Source organism: Streptococcus sp. 2018162, from assembly GCF_019754175.1.
Taxonomy (GTDB): Bacteria; Bacillota; Bacilli; order Lactobacillales; family Streptococcaceae; genus Streptococcus; species Streptococcus hashimotonensis.
Window position 1 is genome coordinate 1 of the sequence record NZ_JAIJZP010000002.1, and the last position, 22,270, is coordinate 22,270.

General features: G+C 41.4%; 16 protein-coding genes and 1 pseudogene. 12 read left to right on the forward strand and 5 right to left on the reverse strand.

Going from position 1 to position 22,270, the window contains the following annotated elements; all coding sequences use genetic code 11:
- Positions 1-40 precede the first annotated feature (40 nt).
- Positions 41-85: a hypothetical protein gene (locus tag K5Q22_RS09885; protein ID WP_363316014.1), complete on the forward strand. Its 45-nt coding sequence runs from the start codon at positions 41-43 to the stop codon at positions 83-85.
- Positions 86-190: 105 nt separating this feature from the next.
- Here the strand turns inward: K5Q22_RS09885 and K5Q22_RS02365 are convergent, their stop codons facing one another.
- Complete coding sequence (locus tag K5Q22_RS02365) at positions 191-1,276, reverse strand: Xaa-Pro peptidase family protein (protein WP_024409133.1); 1,086 nt, start codon at positions 1,274-1,276, stop codon at positions 191-193.
- Positions 1,277-1,486: 210 nt separating this feature from the next.
- Here K5Q22_RS02365 and ccpA point away from each other — a divergent pair, with 210 nt between their 5' ends.
- From ccpA to thrS, 9 genes and pseudogenes are all read left to right on the forward strand, one after another.
- Positions 1,487-2,491, forward strand: a complete 1,005-nt coding sequence (gene ccpA, locus K5Q22_RS02370; RefSeq protein WP_004298830.1) for a catabolite control protein A — start codon at positions 1,487-1,489, stop codon at positions 2,489-2,491.
- Between the two features lie 1,067 nt (positions 2,492-3,558).
- On the forward strand, positions 3,559-4,209 hold the full coding sequence (locus K5Q22_RS02375; RefSeq protein WP_024384330.1) for a response regulator transcription factor: 651 nt from the start codon (positions 3,559-3,561) through the stop codon (positions 4,207-4,209).
- Complete coding sequence (locus tag K5Q22_RS02380) at positions 4,210-5,571, forward strand: HAMP domain-containing sensor histidine kinase (RefSeq protein WP_205013469.1); 1,362 nt, start codon at positions 4,210-4,212, stop codon at positions 5,569-5,571. It abuts the gene before it with no gap.
- 1,219 nt (positions 5,572-6,790) lie between these two features.
- Complete coding sequence (locus K5Q22_RS09890; protein ID WP_205013625.1) at positions 6,791-11,311, forward strand: DUF445 family protein; 4,521 nt, start codon at positions 6,791-6,793, stop codon at positions 11,309-11,311.
- 104 nt (positions 11,312-11,415) lie between these two features.
- A complete protein-coding gene (locus K5Q22_RS02390) occupies positions 11,416-12,414 on the forward strand; it encodes a glycosyltransferase family 4 protein (protein ID WP_014637671.1) in 999 nt (332 codons plus the stop codon).
- Entirely contained in the window at positions 12,415-13,728 is a 1,314-nt protein-coding gene (locus K5Q22_RS02395; protein WP_205013470.1) for a glycosyltransferase family 4 protein, read from the forward strand.
- A 14-nt stretch (positions 13,729-13,742) separates the two neighbouring features.
- Positions 13,743-14,117, forward strand: coding sequence for a hypothetical protein (locus tag K5Q22_RS02400; RefSeq protein WP_105119128.1), 375 nt, complete (start codon positions 13,743-13,745; stop codon positions 14,115-14,117).
- 263 nt (positions 14,118-14,380) lie between these two features.
- A pseudogene (locus K5Q22_RS09720) lies at positions 14,381-14,787 on the forward strand (MazG-like protein).
- 114 nt (positions 14,788-14,901) lie between these two features.
- On the forward strand, positions 14,902-16,851 hold the full coding sequence (gene thrS / locus K5Q22_RS02410; protein ID WP_205013471.1) for a threonine--tRNA ligase: 1,950 nt from the start codon (positions 14,902-14,904) through the stop codon (positions 16,849-16,851).
- A 177-nt stretch (positions 16,852-17,028) separates the two neighbouring features.
- Here the strand turns inward: thrS and K5Q22_RS02415 are convergent, their stop codons facing one another.
- From K5Q22_RS02415 to K5Q22_RS02430, 4 genes are read right to left on the reverse strand one after another with little or no spacing between them, the layout of a single operon-like run.
- The gene (locus K5Q22_RS02415; protein ID WP_024384909.1) at positions 17,029-17,688 is read right to left on the reverse strand and encodes an amino acid ABC transporter permease; all 660 of its coding nucleotides are present in this window, start codon (positions 17,686-17,688) and stop codon (positions 17,029-17,031) included.
- Between the two features lie 14 nt (positions 17,689-17,702).
- Positions 17,703-18,401 carry an amino acid ABC transporter permease gene (locus K5Q22_RS02420; RefSeq protein WP_004298848.1) on the reverse strand — a complete coding sequence of 233 codons (699 nt, stop codon included), beginning with the start codon at positions 18,399-18,401 and terminating at the stop codon, positions 17,703-17,705.
- 14 nt (positions 18,402-18,415) lie between these two features.
- Positions 18,416-19,255 carry a transporter substrate-binding domain-containing protein gene (locus K5Q22_RS02425; RefSeq protein WP_205013472.1) on the reverse strand — a complete coding sequence of 280 codons (840 nt, stop codon included), beginning with the start codon at positions 19,253-19,255 and terminating at the stop codon, positions 18,416-18,418.
- Positions 19,256-19,265: 10 nt separating this feature from the next.
- The gene (locus tag K5Q22_RS02430; protein ID WP_002935839.1) at positions 19,266-20,027 is read right to left on the reverse strand and encodes an amino acid ABC transporter ATP-binding protein; all 762 of its coding nucleotides are present in this window, start codon (positions 20,025-20,027) and stop codon (positions 19,266-19,268) included.
- Between the two features lie 193 nt (positions 20,028-20,220).
- Here K5Q22_RS02430 and yycF point away from each other — a divergent pair, with 193 nt between their 5' ends.
- On the forward strand, positions 20,221-20,925 hold the full coding sequence (gene yycF, locus K5Q22_RS02435; protein WP_004298854.1) for a response regulator YycF: 705 nt from the start codon (positions 20,221-20,223) through the stop codon (positions 20,923-20,925).
- Positions 20,918-22,267, forward strand: coding sequence for a cell wall metabolism sensor histidine kinase VicK (gene vicK / locus K5Q22_RS02440; protein ID WP_105095421.1), 1,350 nt, complete (start codon positions 20,918-20,920; stop codon positions 22,265-22,267). The genes yycF and vicK overlap by 8 nt, the downstream gene beginning before the upstream one ends.
- Positions 22,268-22,270: the final 3 nt, after the last annotated feature.

A 22,270-nucleotide genomic window follows, 5' to 3' on the forward strand; every position in this document is an offset into this window, starting at 1 on the left:
TGAAAGCACATCTGCACTTGCATTGGTAGGTTTAGCTTTGTTGGGTACAGTTGCAGTGGCGTCACGTCGTCGCAAAGAAAAATAATAGGCTTTAGTTAGTAGCCCAAAGAGAAAAATCAGAAGTTCAAAGCGGACTTCTGATTTTTTTTGATGAAAATTGGTGAAGGAAGCATAACAAAAAAGAAGGGGGTTACCCTTCAAAATACAAAAGTTCTTTTGGTGTTTTTGTAAAGACTTCAAAGCCATTTTTGGTAACGTAACCACAATCCTCGATACGAACACCAACTTTTCCAGGGATGTAAATACCAGGCTCGACAGAGAAACACATACCTTCTTCGATGACCAAATCATTGCCTTCCATAATCGATGGGAATTCATGGACACTCATTCCCAAACCGTGACCGAGTCGGTGGTTGAAGTACTCGCCATAACCTGCTTTTTCAATCACAGAGCGAGCGGCATAGTCAATCTCACCAGCAGTCACACCAGGCTTAATCATATTGACAGCGGCCATGTGAGCCTCCAGAGTCAAGTTGTAAATATCTTTTTTAAACTGATCAGGTTTACCGACAGCGACAGTCCGTGTCATATCAGACGTATAGCCCAAAGCTTCCACGCCTAGGTCGAACAATAGCAGAGCGTTATTCTCGATTTTGTTTGTTGAGGGAATACCGTGTGGATTTGCGGCATTGTCGCCTGTTAAGACCATGGTCTCAAAGCTCATTTTTGAGATGCCTTGTTTCTTCATTTCAAATTCAATCTGAGCAATAATATCCGTCTCGGTTACGTTGAGTGAGATATTGTTAAACCCAACCTGCATAGCCTTATCCGCAAACTCTCCAGCAACCAGCATTTTTTCAATTTCATCACGAGATTTGATCAATTTCATAGTATTAATCAGAGGTGTAATGTCTGAAAATGGTTGGCTAAAGATAGACTGAAGACCATGGTAGCGGGTTAAATTCAAATTATCAAATTCTGCACCGATTGCTGAGAAAGATTTTTGTGGCAATTTGCTCTTGATAATCTGCCATGGATTTTCTGAGTCCATATAGCCGGCTACAGGAAAGTCAACAGTCGCAACCGCACGTTCTACATCCAAGGCAGGGAGAAAGAGTAGTGAGTCGTGGTCAGGCATAACAAAGAGCATCATGTGGCGCTCATGAGGATCGCTATGATAGCCAGTCAGATAATAGATGCTAACAGGATCAGAGAAGATGGCCAGGTCCATTTTGTTGGCTTCTAAGTAGGATTTAACATGATGTAATTTTGACATAGTGGAGACCTTTCTAGCATGTAGTGGTAAAAAAAAGTGAAAGTTTCGTTTATTATATAGACTATTGTTCCAAAAAATGAAAAAAATTGCAAGTATTATCAAAAAAATGGTGTTTTTCTCTTGAAAGTGGTTTCAAAAAGTGATACACTATACTTGAGTGAAAGCGTAATTTTCATAGAACTAGAACTATTGAAAGGGAGTACATAACGTATGTTAAACACTGACGATACGGTAACGATTTATGACGTTGCCCGCGAAGCAGGTGTATCCATGGCGACAGTATCGCGCGTGGTAAATGGGAATAAAAACGTAAAGGAAAATACTCGTAAAAAAGTATTAGAAGTCATCGACCGTTTGGATTATCGTCCAAATGCTGTTGCACGTGGATTGGCCAGCAAGAAGACTACCACTGTGGGGGTTGTGATTCCAAACATTGCTAATGCTTATTTTGCAACCTTGGCCAAAGGTATCGATGATATTGCCGATATGTACAAATACAATATCGTCCTAGCAAACAGTGATGAAAATGATGAGAAAGAAATCAATGTGGTAAATACCCTGTTCTCAAAACAGGTGGACGGAATCATTTTCATGGGTTATCATTTGACAGACAAGATTCGTGCGGAGTTTTCACGCTCACGTACACCGATTGTTTTAGCTGGTACCGTGGATTTGGAGCACCAATTACCTAGTGTCAATATTGACTATGCTGCCGCTAGTGTTGATGCAGTCAATCTGTTAGCTAAGAACAACAAGAAAATTGCCTTTGTATCAGGGCCGCTTGTAGATGACATCAATGGTAAAGTTCGTTTTGCAGGCTACAAACAAGGCTTGAAGGACAACGGAATCGAGTTTAACGAAGGATTGGTTTTTGAATCCAAGTATAAATACGAGGAAGGCTACGCTCTAGCAGAACGTATTTTGAATGCCGGAGCAACTGCAGCTTATGTTGCAGAAGATGAGATTGCTGCTGGTCTATTGAATGGTGTCAGTGATATGGGCATCAAGGTTCCAGAAGACTTTGAAATCATTACAAGCGATGATTCCCTAGTGACCAAGTTTACCCGTCCAAACCTGACCTCTATCAATCAGCCGCTATACGATATTGGTGCAATTGCTATGCGCATGCTCACCAAAATCATGCACAAGGAAGAGTTGGAAAACCGTGAGGTAGTTCTTAACCACGGAATCAAAGTACGGAAATCAACTAAGTGATAAATGAAAATAGCACTTCATCTATTGTGAGTGCTATTTTTATAAACTAAGGAATACTCTAATCTATATAAAAATAAAAGAGCAGTCACAGTTAACGTGATTGCTCTCTCTTTTTACCAAGCAAGTGATTAAACGAGTTGTATATTACCTGGGGGAGGATTTACAACATATTTTTGAAAAATTGGTCGTATATTTTTGGGGGAAAATAGTTTGCTAAATGCAACTATAAATATATAAGACCAATCAAATCTAGCATATACTAAAAAGTGAATGGCTAGGTTGATATTCAAATTATTCCGATCACACTTGCTTTATAATAATATCAAAAAAATCTACAAAAAAACCGTGTTTAATGTATTTTTTTTCTGTTTTTTGAAAAAATATCAACATATTTCAACATAAACTCTGTTGATATTGCACGGGAAATAGACTATGTTTGATTGATAAAAATATTTTTGAACAGATTAGTTGAATTTTTTGGGGATTATATATATAATATCTTTGCTAAAATGAATATATTTTGCATTTGGAATCACAGAGATCAAGACTACTTACTTTTGTAGCAAATTCATCTGATGAGACCTTCGTTTTTACCAAGCAATTGTGATATTTTATAGAGGCTGTTCGGGGGGACAGTTAGATTGTTTGAATGACAGCTCAATGATTGGAACATGTTTGAAAGTAGAAGACTTGTTTTTTCATTAGTTTTCTTACAATGTTTTAATTTTTGAGCAAGATATTTTATTGATTCCACTAGTCACCTTGACATGCTCGTTAATCTATTTTTAACGAAAACAAGCTGTATGAACAAAAAGTTGGACGACACGAACTTTTATTTCGTAAGCTTAGTGATATGAGGTGGAATTTTTACATTATTTACCTCTGTACAGTTTTGAGTTCTTGCAGAGGCTTTATTTTGTTTTCGATAAAAATGGATAGCGAGTAGGCTTGCGAACGAACGTTTGCGGGCGTGTAATCATTTTCGCTAAGAATTAGGAGTTTTGCCATTGCAGGCTACCTAATTGTTAGAATTGCTAGATTGTTTTATAAAAATGGAAGGAGAGCACATGGCAAAAATTTTAGTATTAGAAGATGATTTAGTTATTAATCAGGTAGTCTGCGAATTTTTAAGAGATAGTGGTCACGATGTTTTACCTCTATTTGACGGTGGACAGGCATTAGAAGAAATCCAGAAAATGGAATTTGATCTGCTTATTTTGGATATTATGGTGCCGACGATGACAGGATTGGAGTTATTGACAGCAGTTCGGAAAATTTCATCTGTTCCAGTATTGGTTTTGACTGCTTTAAGTGATGAGTATACTCAATTAATTAGCTTTAATCAGGATATAAGTGATTTTGTGACAAAGCCGTTTTCACCTCTTGTTTTAATGAAGAGAATTGAAAATATTTTAAAAGTAAAACATGTGGATGAGACTATACGAATAGGTGACATCCTTATTGATCAACAGGCTGGCTATGTTCATGTAGGGGAGCAGGAAGTACAGTTAACGAAGAAAGAGTATGAGGTCTTCCTCTACTTGGCAAAAAGAAAAGGTAATATTGTGAGTCGAGATAATCTAATGATGGGAATTTGGGGGTATACAGAATTGGATAGTCGTGTGTTAGATAATCATATTAAAAATATTCGTAAAAAGTTGCCTAGCTTACACTTAAAAACGGTAGTTGGTCGTGGTTACCAAATTGAAGAGGGTTAGATGAAACTTGCCCGTAGACAATTTATTATCGTTACATCTCTAATTTCAGTTACATCCCTCATTCTCGTTGCCCTACTTTATTTTGCTATGCCGATTTATTATAATCAGCAGAGACGTCAAGAATTACGAGATAATTTTAATACTGTTATGGTTAATTTGGACGGTCAATCGAACGAAGATATTCTGACCAATATTGAAAAGTATGATTTGAATCGTCCAGATTTATTGTATAGTCTTTTTGATAGTAATGGTGAGCGACTCTGGCCAAGAGAAGAATTGATAACTGATGATCAGGGGAGACATCCTAATTATAAAAATCTTAGCTCCTACGATGAAGTAGGGTCATGGTCGACAACGCTTGTTTCCAAAGAGAATACAGCTTATATTTTGATGGCAGAATATGGCTTTACTAGCCTTTCGCAAGTCAGTCAATCACTCTTGACCCTCTATCCTTTCGTGATGATCTTGATTGTTATTCTGGCACTGATTGTGGGAGCAATTTATAGTAAATTGTCTACTCGACGAATTGCTTTGATTTCAGAGACTGCACGTAAGATGCAAAGTTTAGAAAGCGGGATTGAATGTCAGGTAGTTGGTCAGGATGAAATTTCTGTTTTGGCTCAGGATGTGAATCGTCTCTATTCTAAACTGCTAATGAGTATTGAAGAGTTGAGAATAGAGACGAAACAGGCACAGAATAGAGAACGTGAAAAATCAGAATTTCTTCGGATGACTTCTCATGAACTAAAGACTCCGATTGCCAGTATGATGGGGCTTGTAGAGGGAATGATTTATAATGTAGGAGAATTTAAAAATCATGACCTTTATTTGAAAAAATGTCGTACAATTTTACAAAATCAATCAGAGTTGGTACATTCCATCTTGGATGCAACTAATATGGAAATTTCTACTCGAAATCCGGAAGAGATTTTCCAACTAGATGAAGTACTTCAGGAATCAATGGCGAGTTACAATGCATTAGCGATTGTTAACCAGTATCAATTCTCAACTATATTGTCTCCGACATCTATAAAAGGTGATCGTGTCTTGTTGATGAAGGCTTTAAAAAATATTATTGATAATGCTTTCCGATACAGTCGTTCAGGAGGAAAGATTAGTCTGATTTGCAAACAAGGGACGTTTATTGTGGATAATGAAGTGGCCCATATTTTACCTGAAGATGAGATAGAAAAGTTGTTCCTTCCTTTCTATAGACCGGATTATAGTCGTGCTAAGCAAGATGGGGGGACTGGGATTGGTTTGTATTTAGTGAAGCAAGTTTTGGATAAGCATGGTTTTAATTATAGTTTCACAGTGGTTGACGATAGTACTATGCGTTTTCGCATCGACTTTGACTTATAAAATTTATCGCCCATGTTGTATTAAGTAAATAGTAGAGAGAATACAAGTATTCTCTCTCTTTTTTATGCTCAAGTAATAGGGGGGATGGGAATGTGGGAAGGAAGAAATTCCTTTTTTTGCTTGTTATTATGTGTTAGTATCAACACGAATAGGGGAAGCTTATTTGATTTCCAATGGCCGTATTGCGAGTCAAAATTAAAAAATGTTATCAGGGAAAAGATATGATTTGTAAGAGATTTTCTCTTATTAGATGATACCTTTTGCCAGTATTTCATGACTACCAATAAACATGTATAGATTTTCAGTACAAAAAAAACAGAGTAAAAACAGATATTTTTGCATATATTTCCTTTCTAAAATAAAATCACAATGTTAAACTAATAATAGGCCAAAAAACAATATAATAAAAGGAGGTATTTCTATGGGAACAGGTGAAGATGGAGGACGAACTGTTGAACTAATCAGCGAGACAAAGGTGCGCCTTCATAAGGTAAAAAAGAAGTGGCTACGTAGAGTAACACGTCTTGTTCGCAAAAGAAAATTGGCAAGAGATTTGGATGATGTAAGAATTTCAAGTCCATCAATGGTCAAGGGGATCGTATCTATAGGGGCGTTATTGAGCGGTGTAGCGATAGAGCAAGTTGTGACTGAGGATGTCGTATATGCTTCAGAGTATACAGAAGAAACAGCGCTGGCAATGACTGATGAAGTCACAATGAATACGGTTGCATCGGAGAATGCTGAGCCCGCATCTATTGATGGTGAGCATAGTGTTTCAGAAAGTACAGAACCTGTTATAGAAGAGGTAGTGGAGGAGACTGTTGAAGAATCAATATCGGAGGAGGAAACTGTTCCTCTTGCAAGGGATAATAGTCGACTAGAGGCTATAATAGCTTCGATGAAAGCAGCGCTTACGGAATTGGTTGACCCCGGTGAACAGGCAGATTCTCAGGCTTATAAAGATTACCTGGAGGCACGAACTCGCTTAGAAGAAAAGTTAAAACTGGCTGAACAACTATTACAAGATAAGAGTCGGACACAAGAGGAATTAGATAAAGCAGCCTTGGAGTATGGTCAGGATGCAATCAATTTGACACGTTTGGCTGAAGAGTTTCGGACTTATTCGGCAAGTGTCGGTAGTGGTTTTAGAAGGTTGACCAATCAAGAAGTCATCACTTCAGGAACTGTTTCATTATCGATTCCCTCGACGGTTGAACCAATGGGCTTATCAGGGGGACAACTTCGTGCCACGATTCAATTTTCTGTCAATGATTTAGCTAAAGCTGGAGATCAATTCACAGTAACGTTATCCCAAAGTTTGAATCTATCAGGTAGCGGGGTACCGGCAGACGTAAAAATTCCTGATATTGTGGTAGATGGAAAAGTTATTGCAACAGGGGTTTGGAATCATGATGCTCGTACAATTACCTATACTCTAAATTCTAATGTTGATGATTTAAAATCTGTTACTGGAAGTATTAATCTTTCGGTATTTGTGGACCAGAAAGTTGTACAGAGTGAAGGAAGCCAGCAGTTTGCTGTCACTTTGAATAATCAATATTCAGATAGCCGTTATGCAAACGTAGTTTATTCAAATCCTGCAACTCGTATAGATGGTGCCTATTCTCTTCGGGCGTATTTGACCAATATTAATTTAACAAACGGAACTTATGACCATGTTATCTATCTAAACGAGAACGGAAGAAACAATAATAATTACAATGAAATTGTGCAGATTGTTTCCAAAGGAGCATCCAGTTTTTCAGCGGCAACAACTACTATTCGTGCCTATAGTGTGCCACAAGGACAGTTTATTGATAGTATGGAGGGGGATTTTTCGAACTATGCAGATGCTTCAAATAGGATAACCTCCAGTTTTGGCACAAATGGTCAATCCTTACGGTTGAATATTGGTGGCTATACAGGTTCACCGTTGTTAATTGTTGTTAGCAGCCGAGTTGATGTTAATTCAACAAAGAATATTTTGACAGAGACAACTTATGCGAACAGTGCGATGAATACTGGAAGTAGATGGACTAATGAAAACTACATGTTTTCTAATGCGGCAATTGCCAGGGGTGAATACAATTCTACCTCCATATCGTTATCCACTTCTGAGTCAATATCTACATCTATTAGTGAGTCTATCTTTGAATCTACCTCAGAGTCCATTTCTACTTCAGAGTCAGAGTCGATTATTCGATCCGCTAGTGAGTCCATCTCCGAGTCGGTTCGTGAGTCCGTATCTGAGTCCGTCTCCGAGTCGGTTCGTGAATCGGTTTCTGAGTCCGTCTCCGAATCAGTTCGAGAGTCCGTATCAGAGTCCATATCCGAATCGGTTCGTGAGTCGGTTTCCGAGTCCGTCTCCGAATCAGTTCGTGAGTCGGTTTCCGAGTCTGTATCCGTCTCCGAGTCGGTTCGTGAGTCGGTTTCCGAGTCCGTCTCCGAATCGGTTCGAGAGTCAGTAAGTGAGTCCGTCTCCGAATCAGTTCGTGAGTCGGTTTCCGAGTCCGTCTCCGTCTCCGAGTCGGTTCGTGAATCGGTTTCTGAGTCTGTCTCCGAATCGGTTCGTGAGTCAGTAAGTGAGTCGGTATCCGAGTCGGTTCGAGAGTCCGTATCTGAGTCCATATCCGAATCAGTTCGTGAATCGGTTTCTGAGTCCATCTCCGAGTCAGTCAGCGAGTCGATTTCAGAATCAGTATCTGAGTCCATCTCCGAGTCAGTCAGCGAGTCGATTTCCGAATCCGTCTCAGAATCCCTTTCCGAGTCAGTTAGCGAGTCAATCTCTGAATCTACATCTGAGTATATCTCCGAGTCAGTCAGCGAGTCGATTTCCGAATCCGTCTCAGAATCTATCTCCGAGTCGGTCAGCGAGTCGATTTCAGAATCAGTTTCTGAGTCCATCTCCGAGTCGGTTCGAGAGTCCGTATCTGAGTCCATATCCGAATCAGTTCGTGAGTCGGTTTCCGAGTCCGTCTCTGAGTCCATCTCCGAGTCAGTCAGCGAATCAATTTCCGAATCCGTCTCAGAATCCATCTCCGAGTCAGTGAGCGAGTCGATTTCCGAATCCGTCTCAGAATCCCTCTCCGAGTCGGTCAGCGAATCTATTTCTGAATCTACATCTGAATCAATTTCCGAATCTGTCTCTGAGTCAATTTCAGAGTCGGTAAGCGAGTCAATTTCCGAATCCGTCTCAGAATCCCTTTCCGAGTCAGTTAGCGAGTCTCTTTCTGAATCCGTCTCTGAGTCAGTAAGCGAATCGATTTCAGAATCCGTCTCTGAGTCCATCTCCGAGTCAGTTAGCGAGTCAATCTCTGAATCTACATCTGAGTCTATCTCCGAGTCAGTCAGCGAATCTATTTCTGAATCTACATCTGAGTCAATTTCAGAGTCGGTTAGCGAGTCAATTTCCGAATCAGTCTCTGAATCTATCTCAGAGTCAGTAAGTGAATCTATTTCCGAATCAGTCTCTGAATCTACCTCTGAGTCAATTTCAGAGTCAGTGAGTGAATCAATTTCCGAATCCGTCTCAGAATCTATCTCAGAGTCAGTGAGCGAATCGATTTCCGAATCCGTCTCAGAATCTATCTCAGAGTCAGTAAGTGAATCCATTTCCGAATCCGTCTCTGAGTCAATTTCCGAGTCAGTCAGCGAGTCGATTTCTGAGTCCGTCTCAGAATCCCTCTCCGAGTCAGTGAGCGAATCAATTTCAGAATCCGTCTCAGAATCCATTTCCGAATCGGTCAGCGAGTCGATTTCTGAATCCACATCTGAATCCCTCTCCGAGTCGGTCAGCGAATCTATTTCTGAATCTACCTCTGAGTCTATCTCTGAATCGGTCAGCGAGTCGATTTCAGAATCTACCTCTGAGTCTATCTCCGAGTCAGTAAGCGAATCTATTTCGGAATCAGTCTCTGAGTCTACCTCCGAATCAGTCAGCGAGTCAATTTCCGAATCAGTCTCAGAATCTATCTCAGAATCAGTAAGCGAATCTATTTCGGAATCAGTCTCTGAGTCTATCTCCGAATCAGTCAGCGAGTCAATTTCCGAATCAGTTTCTGAGTCCATCTCAGAGTCAGTCAGCGAATCGATTTCCGAATCCGTATCAGAATCTATCTCTGAGTCGGTCAGCGAGTCGATTTCCGAATCTACCTCTGAGTCCCTTTCAGAATCAGTCAGCGAGTCTATCTCCGAGTCAGTAAGTGAGTCTCTTTCAGAATCAGTCTCAGAGTCAGTAAGTGAATCAATTTCAGAATCTGTATCTGAATCCATCTCCGAGTCGGTCAGCGAATCCCTTTCAGAATCAGTAAGTGAATCTATCTCTGAATCAGTCAGCGAATCGATTTCAGAATCCGTCTCTGAATCTATCTCTGAATCGGTAAGCGAGTCGATTTCCGAATCGGTATCTGAGTCCCTTTCCGAATCAGTCTCTGAGTCCCTTTCCGAGTCAGTAAGTGAGTCAATTTCGGAATCTACATCTGAATCCATTTCCGAATCAGTCTCTGAGTCAATTTCCGAGTCAGTAAGTGAGTCAATTTCGGAATCTGTATCAGAATCTATCTCCGAGTCAGTTAGCGAATCTATTTCGGAATCTACATCTGAATCGATTTCAGAATCAGTCTCTGAATCTATCTCCGAGTCAGTCAGCGAGTCGATTTCAGAATCAGTCTCTGAATCTATCTCCGAGTCAGTTAGCGAATCTATTTCGGAATCTACATCTGAATCGATTTCAGAATCAGTCTCTGAATCTATCTCCGAGTCAGTCAGCGAGTCGATTTCAGAATCAGTTTCTGAGTCCATCTCCGAGTCAGTCAGCGAGTCAATTTCAGAATCAGTCTCTGAGTCCATCTCCGAGTCAGTCAGCGAGTCGATTTCAGAATCGGTATCTGAGTCCATTTCAGAGTCAGTTAGCGAATCGATTTCAGAATCCGTATCTGAGTCCCTTTCCGAGTCGGTCAGCGAATCGATTTCCGAATCCGTCTCAGAATCTATCTCAGAGTCGGTAAGCGAGTCAATCTCTGAATCAGTTTCTGAGTCCATCTCCGAGTCAGTGAGCGAGTCGATTTCAGAATCCCTTTCCGAATCCGTCTCAGAATCCATCTACGAGTCAGTAAGTGAATCGATTTCCGAATCAGTCTCCGAGTCTATCTCCGAGTCAGTAAGTGAATCAATCTCAGAATCCGTATCTGAATCTATTTCAGAGTCAGTGAGCGAATCTATCTCAGAATCTGTATCTGAGTCCATCTCAGAGTCGGTCAGCGAGTCAATTTCAGAATCCGTATCTGAATCCATCTCAGAGTCAGTATCAGAATCCCTTTCCGAATCCGTCTCAGAATCCATCTCAGAATCAGTCAGCGAATCGATTTCTGAATCTACATCTGAGTCTATCTCCGAGTCAGTTAGCGAATCGATTTCAGAATCTACATCTGAGTCAGTAAGTGAGTCTCTTTCAGAATCTGTCTCAGAATCAATCTCTGAATCGGTCAGCGAGTCCATTTCCGAATCCGTCTCAGAATCCATCTCCGAGTCAGTCAGCGAGTCCATTTCCGAATCCGTCTCAGAATCCATCTCCGAGTCAGAATCAACCCCGCCTCGTCACTCTCAAGCTCCGCGTAGACAAGGTGCATTACCGAATACTGGTGAACAATCATCAGCTTGGGCAGGAATCCTTGGAGCAGGCCTTCTTCTTGGCGGTTTATATAAGCGACGCAGACAGAATAAGGAGGAAGAAGAGGAGTAATTCTCTGAAAAGAAGAAAAATTAGCTAGTTTCGACTGGCTAATTTTTTTTGATAGAATACAGTTTAAAATATGAAAAAATGTAAAAAAGGGCTATAATGGTATTATGAAAGTACTATTGTATTTAGAAGGTAAAACTGTTTTAGAGAAATCAGGAATTGGTCGGGCGCTTCAACACCAGATGGAAGCGCTAGATATGGCAGGCATTCCTTATACAACAGACCTGCTGGGAGATTATGATGTCATTCATATCAATACCTATGGTCCACGCTCCTGGTTATTGCTACATGCAGCCAAACGGAGTGGAAAAAAGGTAATCATGCATGGACATTCCACGAAGGAAGATTTTCAAAATTCCTTTATCGGTTCGAATACCCTAGCTCCTTTTGTAGGGAAATATCTAGCAAGCATGTACCAAAAGGCAGACTTTGTTATCACTCCTTCAGAGTATTCAAAAAAACTCATCCAGTCTTATGGTGTGACAACGCCAATTATAGCCGTTTCGAATGGTATTGATTTAGATAAATATAAGAAGGATGAACGTAAGGAAGCAATCTTTCGAGAGCATTTTAAAATTGAAGAAGGTCAGCCAGTCGTTGTCTGTGCAGGGCTCTACTTCCGACGTAAAGGAATTGAAGACTTTGTCAAGGTAGCCGAAAAGATGCCGCATGTCCGCTTCATTTGGCTCGGTTCAATCAATAAGTGGCTGATTCCGTCATATATTAGAAAAATTGTTGAGGGAGATCATCCAGCGAATGTCGAGTTTCCAGGTTATTTTAAAGGTGCTGTTTTTCAAGGTGCAATGAGCGGAGCGGATGCCTTTTTCTTCCCATCGTATGAGGAAACAGAAGGGATTGTTGTTCTGGAAGCTCTTGCTAGTCATCAGCATGTTGTTCTAAGAGATATTCCAGTTTACGATGGTTGGATTGACGAAAACGTTGCCGAATTGGGACATACAGTGGATGATTTTGTCGATTCTATTCAGAAAATCTTAGACAAGCAGGTTGATAAACGTGAGGCGGGCTACCAGGTTGCGGTTAGTCGCTCGATTGACAATGTTTCCCACCAATTGGTGGATGCCTATCGACAAGTATTGGAGATGTAAATGCGGATTGGATTGTTTACGGATACCTATTTTCCACAGGTTTCAGGAGTCGCGACTTCGATTCGGACTCTTAAGACAGAGTTGGAGAAATTGGGACATACGGTATTTATTTTTACGACGACAGATGAGGATGTGAATCGTTACGAAGATTGGGACATTATCCGAATTCCTAGCGTACCTTTTTTTGCCTTTAAAGATCGTCGAGTGGCATACGCAGGTTTTACAGATGCCTTAAAAATTGCAAGTCGCTATAAACTAGATATTATTCATACTCATACAGAATTTTCTTTGGGGATTTTGGGGAAAATGATTGCCAAGGAACTTGATATTCCGGTGGTACATACTTATCACACCCAGTATGAAGACTACGTACACTATATTGCCAAGGGGAGGATTATTCGTCCCGGGATGGTTAAATATTTAGTACGGGCATTTTTAAAAGATCTGGATGGGGTAATTTGCCCCAGTGAGATTGTTGAAGATCTTTTAATGAGTTACAACGTTCCGATTTCTAAACGAGTAATTCCGACAGGAATTGATTTGGCAAAGTTTGATAGACCAGAAATTGGCAAGGATGAAACAGATGAGTTGCGGGAACAACTAGGAATTGCTAGTGATGAAACGATGTTGTTAAGTCTGTCTAGGATTTCTCACGAGAAGAATATCCAAGCAATCGTTCAGGCAATGCCGAAAATTTTGCTGGAAAATCCCAAGGTGAAGTTGGTCATTGTCGGAGGTGGACCTTATACAGATGATCTTCAGGAAATGATAGCGGAGCTTAGTCTAGATGAACACGTCCAGTTGACGGGAATGATTGCTCCAAGTGATACAGCGCTTTATTATAAAGCTGCGGATTTCTTTATTTCTGCTTCGACCAGTGAAACACAGGGACTAACTTTCTTAGAAAGCTTAGCTTCTGGAACTCCTATTTTGGCACATAGCAATCCCTACTTAAAAAACGTTATAACAGATAAGATGTTTGGGACACTCTTCATTCGAGAACAGGAGTTGGCAGATGCCGTCGTTGAGGCAATTATTGCTACACCACCAATGAATCCGTATGTGCTTGATAAGAAGCTCTATGAGATTTCTTCTACGAATTTTGGGCGCAAGGTTTTTGAATATTATCTAGATTTGAAGATTTCGTATGATTTTAGAAAAGAACATACTAATCAAGATAGTGTAGCAGAAGCTTTGATAAAAGAGGCTATTTACCTACCGCAAAAAGTAGTAGTTAAATCAACAGACACAACAGCAAAAATATTGAAAAAATCAGTCGAACAAGTAAAATCAATCCGGAATTTCTTTGAATAATTTGGAGGTTTCAAATGGAAAAGCTTCGGAAAGAGAGTTGGAAGAATCTGGTTTTGGCAACTCTCATTGTTCTATCCATGTATGCAGGTATTTATCTGATTGCCTTTCATCTGATTAGTGACACCATGCTTTCTAAGGAGCTGGTGGTTGGGAATGTACTGCTCTATACTCCCATTGTGTTATTCCTAACGGGTCTTCTTTATGGATTTTTTTATGGCTTTTCTCCTAGCCTTCTTGCCTTGGTTTTACTGCTTTATCCTGTAACCATCTTTTTCTTTAAGGAATGGATTATTCTCTATCAGATTGTCTACACCTTATGTGCTCTGATTGGAAATGGGATAGGAGCTCTGCTATTTTCTCTAAGAAAGAAAATGAGGAAAAATCCTTGAAAAATCAGAAAATCCTTGTTATAATAGCCTCTAGAGACTTATCAATTCTAGGAAATCTTTGAGAGAGTGTGCGGTGGGTGTAAGTACATAGAGGATAGGATTGACACTACTCGGTATAATTTTATGCAAACATAAAAGGGTGGTTCCCTTATCGCCGATCTGAGGTAGTCAGGCTTTTTGGCGTGACTGCGAATGAAGGTGGAACCACGTTACGACGTCCTTTTGCGAGGGCGTCGTGTTTTCTTTTTTGACAAAATAAGGAGATGAAGTTGACCAGCATTCCACAAGAAACGATTGACCGTTGCCTAGCCGTTCGCAAGGCTTACAGAGAGTTGGAAGTCAAGCACCACGACAAAGAGTGGTCCATTGAGGAGTGAAACAGTCTGGGGATAGACTGTTTCAGCTCAACAACTTAAAATAAAGACTTGTTGACCAATGATATTGGCAGTATGAACCGCCTGATTATGACCAAGCAGGGTCGTTACTATGATGAAACGCCTTATACTTTGGAGCATAAACTGGCTGAAAATATCTGGTGGTTGATCGAATTAGCCGATCGACTGGATATTGACAGTCAAAAAGAAATGGAAACCTGATAACTCAAAAAGAAGAGTTACTGGGGATTAAAAATAAAAAAATAGAAAGGACTAGGGCATCCGTATTTGGTTGAACTGAATACGGGCTACGGACTGGGCCAAAAAGATAAACGAGAACTAGACGCTTGCGTCGTCGTTCTGTTTCCTATTTTGTCTGTGTCCGCTTAACGCCCTTTATATCTTATATTATGATTCATATTACTTTCCCAGATGGTGCTGTTCGTGAGTACCAAGCTGGTGTGACTACTTTTGAAATTGCGGAGAGCATCAGCAAGTCTTTGGCTAAAAAGGCTCTTGCTGGTAAGTTTAATGGTAAATTGATTGACACCGCTCGTGCCATTGAAGAGGACGGCACGCTTGAAATCGTAACGCCTGACCACGAGGATGCCTTGGACATCTTGCGTCACTCAGCAGCTCACTTGTTTGCCCAAGCGGCTCGTCGTCTTTTCCCAGACATTAAGTTGGGGGTTGGTCCAGCTATTCAGGACGGTTTCTACTATGATACGGACAATGCGGCTGGTCAGATTTCAAATGAAGACCTGCCACGCATTCAGGAAGAAATGATGAAGATTGTCAAGGAAAACTTCCCTTCAGAACGCCGTGAGGTGACCAAGGAAGAAGCTCTTGAGATTTTCAAAAACGATCCATACAAGTTGGAATTGATTCAGGAGCATTCTGATGATGAGGGCGGTTTGACCATTTATACCCAGGGTGAATACGTTGACCTCTGCCGTGGCCCACACGTTCCGTCAACAGGCCGTATCCAGATTTTTGAATTGCTCAACGTGGCTGGTGCCTACTGGCGTGGTAAGAGCGAAAATCCGATGATGCAACGTGTTTATGGTACAGCTTGGTTTGACAAGAAAGACCTCAAGGCTTACCTTCAAATGCGTGAGGAAGCCAAAGAACGTGACCACCGTAAACTTGGTAAGGAATTGGACCTCTTCATGATCAGCCAAGAAGTTGGTCAAGGCTTACCATTCTGGTTGCCAAACGGTGCAACTATCCGTCGTACCTTGGAGCGTTACATCACAGACAAGGAATTGGCTTCAGGCTACCAGCACGTATATACGCCACCATTGGCTTCTGTTGAACTCTATAAGACTTCGGGTCACTGGGAGCATTATTCAGAAGACATGTTCCCAACTATGGACATGGGGGACGGTGAGGAGTTTGTTCTACGTCCGATGAACTGTCCGCACCACATTCAAGTTTATAAAAACCATGTGCGTTCTTACCGTGAATTGCCAGTACGTATCGCTGAGCTTGGTATGATGCACCGCTATGAAAAATCTGGTGCTCTTACTGGTTTGCAGCGTGTACGTGAGATGACTCTTAACGACGGTCATATCTTCGTGACACCTGAGCAAATCCAAGAAGAGTTCAAAAAAGCTCTCCAGTTGATTATCGATGTGTACGCAGATTTTAACCTAAACGACTACCGTTTCCGCCTGTCTTATCGTGACCCAGAGGACAAAGAGAAGTACTATGACAACGATGAGATGTGGGAAAATGCCCAGCGTATGCTGAAGGGTGCCATGGATGAAATGGGCGTGGACTACTTTGAAGCAGAGGGTGAGGCAGCCTTCTACGGTCCGAAGTTGGATATTCAGGTTAAGACTGCCCTTGGTAACGAGGAAACTTTGTCAACCATTCAGTTGGACTTCCTATTGCCAGAACGCTTTGGCCTGACCTATATTGGTGCTGACGGTGAGGAGCACCGCCCAGTTATGATTCACCGTGGTGTTATCTCGACTATGGAACGCTTCACTGCCATCTTGATTGAAACCTACAAGGGTGCCTTCCCAACTTGGTTGGCTCCAACCCAAGTGACCATGATTCCGATTTCTGTGGAAGCTCATTTGGATTACGCTTGGAAGGTTGCCAAAGAATTGCAAGACCGTGGTGTTCGCGTACACGTGGATGAACGTAACGAGAAGATGCAGTACAAGATTCGTCAGAGCCAGACCAGCAAGATTCCATACCAACTCATCGTCGGTGACAAGGAAATGGAAGACAATGCAGTCAACGTTCGTCGCTACGGAAGTAAAGCAACGCAAACTCAGTCTGTCGCAGAATTTGTGGACCATATCTTAGCAGATATTGCCCGTAAGTCACGTCCAGCAGAAGCTGAATAAATAAAGTAAGAAGTCCGAAAGGGCTTCTTTTTTGGCAGCAAAAACTCCCGACCAATTGGCTGGGAGGTTAGGTAGTACTCAATGAAAATCAAAATTAGGCTAGGCGACGCAGATGCAGATAGAACTGAAGTTCATCAAATCAAGTCAACAACGGCTGAGTTTGATTTTCGAAGAGTATTATTCAATACTGCTCGCCCAAGACTTCGCCACATAACGTGACAGGCTTGAGATGGCAAAGTTGATGCTAAAGTAAATCAAGGCGACCATGAGATAGAGGGCGAAAACTTGTTCTGCCTCAAAGTAGCGTCCCATGAGGATTTGACTAGAACCAAAGAGTTCTTGCAAGGCGATAACGGAGTAGAGGAAACTAGTGTCCTTGATGACCGTTACAATCTGCGAGATGATGGCTGGCAGCATCTTGCGAATGGCCTGCGGCATGATGATATAGACCATGATTTGTACAGGGGTAAAACCCTGTGATAAACCAGCTTCGGTCTGGCCCGGTCCGATGGCATTGAGACCACCACGGATAATCTCGGCCATGGCTGCCGTGGTAAAAATAGTAAAAGCAGTAATACCAGCAGGCGTTGACTTCATTTGGAAGACCAAGAAGACAGTGAAAATCCACAACAAGTTTGGCACATTACGCACAAATTCAATATAAATCGTTGCAATCCACTTGAAGAGTGGATTTTTTCCATTTCGCATAATGGCCAAAATCATACCAAACAGGACAGACAAGACCACGGAAATACTGGAAATATAGAGAGTGAGTTTCAAGCCGTTCCACAAGAGTTGGAAGGTTGAAGGTTTGAGTAATTCTAAAACATAATTCATCGTTCAACCTCCTTTTAGTGTGAAAATGCAGACTTATTCTTTTCTTCAATACGACGGCCCCAGCTTGCAACAGGGAAGCACATGATGAAGTAAAGGAAAGCAGCACCAGCAAAGGCTGGTATGTAGTTGGCATTCATGGCAGACCAAGATTTTGTCATAAACATAATATCAGCTCCAGAGATAATGGCAACAGTAGCCGTATTCTTAATTAAGTTTACTACTTGGTTGGTCAAAGGTGGAAGAATGGTCGGAATGGCCTGTGGCAATATGATGATTCGCATGGTTTCAGCCTGGGTAAATCCCTGTGAAAGTGCGGCTTCAGTTTGCCCAGTCGGCACAGCCTCAATCCCTGCACGAATGACCTCTGCGATATAGGCACCGTGATAGAGGCCCACGCAGATAACAGCTGTCCAGTAGATGGACGGCATGAGAACATAATTTGAAATCAGTGGAAGTCCATAATAAACAATCATGAACTGAACCAAAAGCGGTGTATTTTGATAGTATTCAACATAGACACGTGCGATGATTTTTAAAACTTTATTTTTACTTGAAGAGAGACTACCAAAGACAATTCCTAAAAACATGGCCATGATAAAGGCCCCGACAGAAATGGCTAAGGTAAAGAGAAAACCTTGGAAAAAGGTTGGAAAATCCTTGAAATAACTGACCCAATTCTCCCAAGCGTAAGGACTAGTTGTTAAAACTGTCATATTGTTTCACCTTTCTATTCGTCAGTTTCTGTGACTGGTTTGAGGCCATTGGCATCATAGATGCTTTGTAGGCTACCATCGGCAGTCCATTTTTCTACGAGACTATTTAAGTAGTCGTTAAGGTCTTTGTTAGATAATTTAGTAACAATTCCATAGTCAGAAGCTGAGAAGCTAAAGTCCATGAGTTCAGATTTTGAGCTGATATACCCAGAAAGGATAGATTGGTCTACAGAAAATGCGTCTGTACGGTGAGCACGTAGCGAGACAGAGAGTTCTGGATAAGAACCAAGTTCAGCAAAGTTTACTGAAATGCCATACTTATCTGCTAATTCAGAGATGAGGGTGCGTGTAATGGAACCCTGAGCTACACCGATTGTCTTTCCATTCAGATCGGTAAAGGTCTTAATTCCACTATCCTTATTGACCAAGAAGCCAACGGCATCTGTGTAGTAAGGAGTTGTGAAATTGTAGAGCAACTTGCGCTCCTCGGTGATGGTAAAAGTTGCGATGACCATATCAACTTGACCGTTATCAAGCAGCGGTCCGCGAGTTTGTGCCGTAACAGGGGTAAATTCAATCTCCACCCCTAACTCGTCTGCAATTTTGCGAGCAATGTCAATCTCCATTCCCTCAAATTCACCAGTATCAGGGTTCTTGTAGCCAAAGTTTGGGACGTCCTGTTTCACTCCGACGCGGAGCACGCCTCTATCGATGATAGCTTGAACTTGATTACTATTGGTAATGGATGCGGGTGTTTCTGTTTGAGCTACTGGTTGTTTTGCGAAAACGAGAAGAATAAGTCCGAAGACCAATAATCTAATTGCAAAGAAAATGTTGATTTTTTTCTTATCCATAGACTTCCTCCTAGAGTTTTACTTTGTCAGATTCGTGGTTGATAATCTTGCTGAGGAATTGTTGGGCACGAGGCTCTGTCGGGTTATCAAAGAAGCCATTCACATCTGTTGTATCAACTAAAACTTCTCCCTCGGCCATGAAGATGATGCGATCAGCTACTTCACGGGCAAAGCCCATTTCGTGTGTTACGACAATCATGTTCATCCCGTCACGTGCCAATTTTTGCATAACTGCAAGTACATCGCCGATAGTTTCTGGGTCCAAGGCAGATGTTGGTTCATCGAAGAGTAGAAGCTCAGGTTTCATAGCTAAGCCGCGAGCGATGGCGACACGTTGTTTTTGGCCTCCGGATAGCATAGCAGGATAGGAATCCTTCCGATCCCAGAGGTTAACAAACTCAAGATACTTTTGAGCGGTTTTTTCAGCCGTAGCTTTATCGATTCCCAAAACCTTAATAGGTGCCAAAGTAACATTTTCTAACACGGTTTTGTGTGGGTAAAGGTTAAAATGCTGGAAAACCATGCCAACTTCTTTGCGAAGTGATACGAGCTCTTTGATAGAAGTAGAGGAAATATCATGTCCGTTGACAATGAGCGTTCCTTCATCAATTGCCTCTAAACCGTTAATCGTGCGAATGAGAGTAGATTTTCCGGATCCGGAAGGTCCAAGGAGAACGACAACCTGTCCAGGTTCGAATTCCAAGTTGATATTGCGTAGGGCGTGGTAGTCGCCATAGTATTTGTTGACATCTTTAAATTCTACTAAAGCCATAAAATTCTCCTTGCATAGTGTTTTTTAGGTATTCCCATCTTAGCATTGCCTATATACAATGTCAAGTAAATTCTGACAATTTAATGTATTTTATGTTATAAAATATGACATAGCTGTGTCAGGTGGTTTTGAAATATGAATTTTTTAGGTAAGTTTGATATAATAGAAGAAATAAAGCAAAGGTAAGATACTAATGAAAAAAATATTAATTGTAGATGATGAAAAACCAATCTCAGATATTATTAAGTTTAATATGACGCGTGAGGGATATGAAGTTGTGACAGCTTTCGATGGACGTGAAGCCTTGGAAGTCTTTGAGGCTGAGTTTCCTGACATTGTCATTTTGGACTTGATGCTGCCAGAATTGGACGGACTAGAGGTCGCTCGAACGATTCGTAAGACCAGCAATGTTCCAATCTTGATGTTATCTGCTAAAGATAGCGAATTTGATAAGGTTATCGGGCTTGAAATCGGGGCGGATGATTATGTGACCAAGCCCTTCTCTAATCGCGAATTGCAGGCGCGTGTTAAGGCTCTTCTTCGTCGTAGTGAATTGGCAGAGACGCAGACAAATATTGAGTCAACAGGGACTCCAGAGTTGGTGATTGGCGATTTGGTCATTCTGCCTGATGCGTTTGTCGCTAAGAAGCATGGCAAAGAGCTGGAGCTGACTCATCGTGAGTTTGAATTGCTCCACCATCTGGCCAAACACTTAGGTCAGGTTATGACTCGAGAACATCTATTGGAAACAGTTTGGGGTTATGATTACTTTGGTGATGTCCGCACGGTGGATGTAACGATTCGTCGTCTGCGTGAGAAAATTGAAGATACACCAAGTAGACCAGAATACATTCTTACTCGTCGCGGAGTGGGGTATTTTATAAAAGGAAATGATTAATCAATTACGTTATTTAATGACTACGGCAGAATTTTGGTTTGTTGTCATTTTGATTGGCTTTCTAATTGCTCTGACGGTCCTTTTGATTGAAAACTATCGGGATAATAAGCAAATTAAACAACTCAATCAAAAAGTCAATGCCTTAATTGAGGGGAATTATGCAGATGTGTTAGACATGAGGGGAAGTCCTGAAATCACAGACATGGCGAATTCTCTTAATGATTTGTCGGAGGTCATCCGCTTAACTCATGATAATTTAGAACAAGAAAAGACACGTCTGTCTTCCATCCTGTCCTATATGAGTGACGGTGTTATTGCTACAGACCGTATCGGACGGATCATCATGATTAACGATATGGCCCAGAAACAGTTGGGGCTTTCTAGCCAAAAGCAGGAGCAGTATCATCTGCTAGAGGTTTTAGATTTATCAGACCGTTATACATTGAGAGATTTGTTGGCTCAGACACCTGAGATTGTGATTGATCACACCAATGAAAACGAAGAATTTCTGACTTTACGCGCTAATTTTGCCACGATTCGTAGTGAGAGTGGTCTGATTTCTGGCTTGGTTGTCGTCTTGCATGATATGACCGAGCAGGCCAAGGAAGAACGGGAACGTAGGCTGTTTGTGTCAAATGTGAGTCATGAATTGCGTACGCCATTGACTTCCGTCAAATCCTATCTAGAGGCTCTGGATGAGGGAGCGCTGACGGAGTCTGTTGCACCGAGTTTTGTTAAGGTATCCTTAGATGAGACCAACCGCATGATGCGGATGATTACAGACCTCCTAAGTTTATCGCGTATTGATAATCAAGTTGGTCAGATAGATGTCGAACTGATAAACTTTACTGCTTTTGTGACCTTTATTCTTAACCGTTTTGACCAAATGAAAAATGCTGATTCTGATAAGGTCTATACGATTGTTCGTGACTATCAAATCAGTCCTATTTGGGTTGAGATTGATACAGATAAGATGACTCAGGTTTTGGATAATATCTTAAATAATGCCATTAAATATTCGCCAGACGGCGGGACAATTACCTTCAGCATGAAGACCACAGATAGCCAGTTGATTGTATCCGTCTCAGACGAAGGTCTGGGGATTCCGAAAGCAGATTTACCTAGAATTTTTGACCGATTCTATCGCGTGGACAAGGCACGATCTCGTGCCCAAGGCGGTACAGGTCTTGGTTTAGCTATTGCAAAAGAAATCGTAAAACAACATAAGGGATTTATCTGGGCTAAAAGCGAATATGGTCATGGCTCAACGTTTACAATTGTCTTGCCGTACAGCAAGGACATCGCACTAGATGAGTGGGATGATTCAGATGAGGAAGAATAGGAG

What these genes read in the sequence shown, in the direction of transcription:
- K5Q22_RS02420 (WP_004298848.1), bottom strand. Translation starts at nt 18,401, where the DNA reads ATGACAGTTTTAACAACTAGTCCTTACGCTTGGGAGAATTGGGTCAGT.
- K5Q22_RS02365 (WP_024409133.1), bottom strand. Translation starts at nt 1,276, where the DNA reads ATGTCAAAATTACATCATGTTAAATCCTACTTAGAAGCCAACAAAATG.
- K5Q22_RS02415 (WP_024384909.1), bottom strand. Translation starts at nt 17,688, where the DNA reads ATGAATTATGTTTTAGAATTACTCAAACCTTCAACCTTCCAACTCTTG.
- K5Q22_RS02375 (WP_024384330.1), top strand. Translation starts at nt 3,559, where the DNA reads ATGGCAAAAATTTTAGTATTAGAAGATGATTTAGTTATTAATCAGGTA.
- ccpA (WP_004298830.1), top strand. Translation starts at nt 1,487, where the DNA reads ATGTTAAACACTGACGATACGGTAACGATTTATGACGTTGCCCGCGAA.
- K5Q22_RS02425 (WP_205013472.1), bottom strand. Translation starts at nt 19,255, where the DNA reads ATGGATAAGAAAAAAATCAACATTTTCTTTGCAATTAGATTATTGGTC.
- K5Q22_RS02390 (WP_014637671.1), top strand. Translation starts at nt 11,416, where the DNA reads ATGAAAGTACTATTGTATTTAGAAGGTAAAACTGTTTTAGAGAAATCA.
- vicK (WP_105095421.1), top strand. Translation starts at nt 20,918, where the DNA reads ATGATTAATCAATTACGTTATTTAATGACTACGGCAGAATTTTGGTTT.
- thrS (WP_205013471.1), top strand. Translation starts at nt 14,902, where the DNA reads ATGATTCATATTACTTTCCCAGATGGTGCTGTTCGTGAGTACCAAGCT.
- K5Q22_RS09890 (WP_205013625.1), top strand. Translation starts at nt 6,791, where the DNA reads ATGGGCTTATCAGGGGGACAACTTCGTGCCACGATTCAATTTTCTGTC.
- K5Q22_RS02380 (WP_205013469.1), top strand. Translation starts at nt 4,210, where the DNA reads ATGAAACTTGCCCGTAGACAATTTATTATCGTTACATCTCTAATTTCA.
- yycF (WP_004298854.1), top strand. Translation starts at nt 20,221, where the DNA reads ATGAAAAAAATATTAATTGTAGATGATGAAAAACCAATCTCAGATATT.
- K5Q22_RS02395 (WP_205013470.1), top strand. Translation starts at nt 12,415, where the DNA reads ATGCGGATTGGATTGTTTACGGATACCTATTTTCCACAGGTTTCAGGA.
- K5Q22_RS02400 (WP_105119128.1), top strand. Translation starts at nt 13,743, where the DNA reads ATGGAAAAGCTTCGGAAAGAGAGTTGGAAGAATCTGGTTTTGGCAACT.
- K5Q22_RS02430 (WP_002935839.1), bottom strand. Translation starts at nt 20,027, where the DNA reads ATGGCTTTAGTAGAATTTAAAGATGTCAACAAATACTATGGCGACTAC.